Genomic DNA, 3,947 nt, shown 5'->3' with positions numbered 1-3,947 from the left:
TCTAACCGAGGGGGATTGAAAATGGCTCCCTTATTTTTAGAGAGATGCTGTTTTTACACAATTATACGGACTCAACTTTAAGGAGATGATCATTTATGCAAGACAAAAGAGATCTTACGATTAAAGAATTGGCTAAGGATTGCCGCACGATTGAGGATGTCCACATGATGCTGAAGGACCTGTTTCGTGACACGATCCAGCAGTTGTTTGAAGCTGAAATGGATGAGCATTTGGGCTACAACAAGCATAGCTCTGAAGGTGATCATACTGGAAACAGTCGAAACGGCTACAGCAAAAAGACGGTAAAAACCAAATTTGGCAATACTGAACTCCGTGTGCCTCGCGATCGCAACGGCGAATTTGAACCTCATATTGTAAAAAAACACGAGACTACCGTGAATGGCTTAGAGGACCAAATCATTGCTCTCTATGCGAAAGGGATGTCTACGCGAGACATTGAGGAGCACATGAAGGATCTATATGGAATTGAAGTATCAGCAGCGATGGTCAGTAAAGTAACGGATAAGATCATGCCAATGGTAGCGGAATGGCAATGTAGACCACTTGACCGCGTTTACCCCATTGTATTTCTTGATGCCATTCACTTTAAAGTTCGCCAAGATAATCGGATCATCAATAAAGCAGCATACAGCGTTCTAGGAATTACTATGTCTGGACATAAGGATATTTTGGGTATCTGGATTGGCGAGCACGAGAGTGCTAGCTTTTGGCTAAATGTGTGTACGGAGTTGAAAAGTCGTGGAGTCGAAGATATCCTGATTGCGTGTAAGGACGGGCTTTCCGGGTTTTCAGAGGCCATTAACGCCGCGTTTCCGAGAACGCAGATTCAGCTATGCGTCATCCATCAGATACGGAATTCCATGAAATATGTACCGTTCAAGGAAGAGAAACTAGTCTTGGCGGACCTAAAGAAAGTCTATCAAGCTCTTACGTTAGAAGAAGCCGAAGTTGCCTTCTCTGCCTTTAAAGAGAGGTGGGAGAAGAAGTATCCGATTATTATCCGTTCCTGGGAAAATAACTGGATTGAGTTGACCGCTTATTTTACCTATCCTCCAGAGATTCGCAAGATGATCTACACCACGAGTGTGATTGAGGGATATCACCGTCAACTCCGCAAGGTAACAAAAACGAAAACCGCCTATCCGTCTGATGATGCTCTGCGTAAAATCATCTATCTTGCGACGATTGAGGCTTCGAGGAAGTGGACTATGCCAGTCAGGAGTTGGAAAGAATGTATATCGCAGCTTGCCATCCATTTTGGGGATCGGTTGCAAGCGGAACTGTCCGCCTAATCCAACTGTTGAGCCGGCTTGACATGGAGCCTCTGCGGGCATGATTTCTTGCGATTGGGCGATGCCAGTATACCATGCATCGCATGGCGAACCAGCCTATCATGCCCGCCCCTCCATGTAAAGCCTATGATGTAACTCTTCATTTCTTAAAAACCCATTTACACAAAATAATTTACATTCCCGCTGGCTGCTTGTTATCGCGCTTGTTTGGAACTAGCGGCTAAGATCCCGGATATAAAGAGTATTACATTTTGTGCGATCTCAACAGGGGTTTTTGGATTCCCCAAGCCTGAAGCTGCAAAAGTAGCTGTTCAAACGGTGAATGATTGGCGGCTTCTTGTCTGGATTTGAAGTAGGTCAGGCGGCATTTCAATCATTGCTTCGAGTATCCTTCTTGTAAGAGCTACCTTTCGATCGAGCGGCTGGTAAGGATCCGTTGCAGAGGACATAAAGATATTAATAGATTTGTTTCTGCGACGTAGTCTGACCACCTCAGCCAGATAGTTTTCTGCTGCGTTCGTTTTAATATCCACCCATTCTCCCCATGGAATATCCTTAAACCGTTGAATCGGCATTTCCCTTACGTAGCAATACGTGCAAAAAAAGGCACAGCCACTGTACGGATTCAACGAATGGGTAAATCCGACATCCAGATAACCTTTCACTTCGCTAAGAATGTTCTTAGACAGGATATCTTTGATCTCTATATTCATTTAACTGGGTACCTTTCCGGAAGATCAGGACTTGAACACGCGCAAATATTCCGAACGTAAGAGCCGCCAGTTCACGAATCAGTCGCTCATCAATCCCCGGCTGAAAGGAGAAGTCGAATTCGTTCAGCGTGCGCCGAAAAGGCAGGTGGGACAGCTTCATGCGAACCTCTACGTTTCGGCGCTGGCGCTCTTGTATCTCAGCGTCCAGCAATTCAATGAGAAAAGAGAGATACGTACTTTGGCTACGACTGGCGGCTTCCAGCTTGGCATCGAGCGATTGGGCCGCTTGGCCCAATCCGAGCTCCTCCAAACGGTGACGGGCTTGTTCCAGCTCGATCATACGCCCACCTCTACAAGATGCTCATACACGTCCAACGGACGCACTTCCACGTCTTGAACAGGAATCTGAACGCCTTGCGGCTTTGGATAAGCATATCCCTGAGCCGTACTCAGATTCGCGTATTGGCCCTCACACATGACGAGCATTCGGGATCGGTACTGCTTCTCGTGCCGAGCGATGAGCTGCTTCTCACAGTAAATTTCGATGAATCCGTTTATGTCTCGCACCCTTACTTCACGTCCGCTATACTGCCATGGAACGCCATAACGAACGCCGTCGTAGCTTACAAATCCGTCACGGCTTACCTTCCGCGGTTCAAATCGGTACTTTGCCCAGCGTTCCGGAGACGGAAGCATACCGAGCTTCTCTTGTGCCAAGCGATCGATCGGTCTTTCTCCAGTTGTACCGTGGATCCGACGGTTTTGCTCATCACACCACTGTCTGGCTTGGCGATTTAGGTCACCAAGATCGGTGAATGATCGCCCTGGCATGAAGCTTTGCTCAATGAACTGAACACTTCGTTCGACCTTTCCTTTCGTTTGGGGACGACGAACGCGACAGACCTTGGGAATCAAGCCGATTGCAGCAGCAAAATCTTCAAACAACGGATGCCATCTCGGCTTACGATCATCGCCCATGCCTAGAATCACGGTCTTCATTTGGTCGGTCAGCATGGTCTTCGGGACACCACCGAAGTATTCCAATCCGTTCATCAGGCAGCGTAAGAAACTGTGGATATCACAACGCTTTGTAAATTCGATGTACATGGCTCGAGAGTAACCTAACACCATCGCAAAAACGGGGATTTTACGCACTTCACCGTTTAAATCGATGTACTCGCAAATCTTCCAATCCACTTGGGCTTGGTACCCGGCTTCTGTCTCATAGCGTTGCACCGCAGGTGCATGCTTTGGAGGCCGACGGGGCTTCACATAGTCCTTGATGATCGTAATACAAGAGACGCAGCAGAACTTCACAATTAAAAATCCCCTTTTCCAGGCATTGATCCAGCAAGGATTTGAACGGATCGAGCTTGGAAACTCTCTTCTTTCGTGAACGAGGTTCCGGAATTCCGTCTGCACGGAGGTATTTTCGAATGGTATTACGAGAATAGCCCGTTTCTCTTGTGCTTTCGCGGATACTCTTGCCGCTCGCTTGAAGTTCGTGTAATCTGATCACAGTCCCACTCCTTAGCATATATCTCCCCTCTGAAGCTACTTTGGTCGGTAATTTCAGAGAGAGGTATTCTACAGGGGTGGGTCATTTTCATTCCGGCGAACCTGGGTCAATTATATCCCGGCGGTGACATTTGGGAACATTTTTGTGGTTTGAAAACCGTTCAGCAAACCCTACGGTATATCTTATATTATTATAACATATTAACGCAGTGAATAGATAAAGATTCTTGACAAAATAAAAACTGCCGACAGGTACTTTGTCGACAGTCTGAACCACCCATTGGACGGGGGGTTATGATTTGTTGACTTCCAACATCCGAAGCAGAATCACCGTCGCTTCTGCGCGGGTTGCGATTTCGTTTGCTACAAAACGGTTTCCTCCCCGCCCATCGACAATGCCAAG

The 3,947-nt window shown here is 47.1% G+C and carries 3 protein-coding genes and 2 pseudogenes; 2 read left to right on the top strand and 3 right to left on the bottom strand.

Annotated elements, in window-relative coordinates:
- The first annotated feature begins 95 nt into the window (after positions 1–95).
- Positions 96–1,313 carry an IS256 family transposase gene (locus tag AB1L17_RS31230; protein WP_243014977.1) on the top strand — a complete coding sequence of 406 codons (1,218 nt, stop codon included), beginning with the start codon at positions 96–98 and terminating at the stop codon, positions 1,311–1,313.
- A 183-nt stretch (positions 1,314–1,496) separates the two neighbouring features.
- Entirely contained in the window at positions 1,497–1,664 is a 168-nt protein-coding gene (locus AB1L17_RS31225) for a macro domain-containing protein (RefSeq protein ID WP_081787894.1), read from the top strand.
- Here the strand turns inward: AB1L17_RS31225 and AB1L17_RS31220 are convergent.
- The 3 genes and pseudogenes from AB1L17_RS31220 to istA form a co-directional block, all read right to left on the bottom strand.
- Positions 1,646–2,026: pseudogene (locus AB1L17_RS31220) on the bottom strand (radical SAM family protein); the annotation flags it as partial. The gene AB1L17_RS31225 and the pseudogene AB1L17_RS31220 sit on opposite strands and share 19 nt — an antisense overlap.
- Positions 1,995–2,366 (bottom strand): ATP-binding protein, encoded by a 372-nt coding sequence (locus tag AB1L17_RS31215; protein ID WP_024985588.1) that lies wholly within the window; start codon positions 2,364–2,366, stop codon positions 1,995–1,997. The gene AB1L17_RS31215 and the pseudogene AB1L17_RS31220, both read right to left, overlap by 32 nt.
- A pseudogene (gene istA / locus AB1L17_RS31210) lies at positions 2,363–3,563 on the bottom strand (IS21 family transposase). Before istA ends, AB1L17_RS31215 begins: the two are co-directional and overlap by 4 nt.
- Between the last annotated feature and the right edge of the window lie 384 nt (positions 3,564–3,947).

The sequence above is a fragment of the Brevibacillus jepli genome, from assembly GCF_047229145.1.
Taxonomy (GTDB): domain Bacteria; phylum Bacillota; class Bacilli; order Brevibacillales; family Brevibacillaceae; genus Brevibacillus.
Note: the sequence above shows the minus strand (reverse complement) of the source record. Positions and strands in the feature narration are given on the sequence as shown.

Bases quoted from the DNA above. Each gene is read 5' to 3' on its own strand.
- AB1L17_RS31230 (WP_243014977.1), top strand. From the start codon at position 96: ATGCAAGACAAAAGAGATCTTACGATTAAAGAATTGGCTAAGGATTGC.
- AB1L17_RS31215 (WP_024985588.1), bottom strand. From the start codon at position 2,366: ATGATCGAGCTGGAACAAGCCCGTCACCGTTTGGAGGAGCTCGGATTG.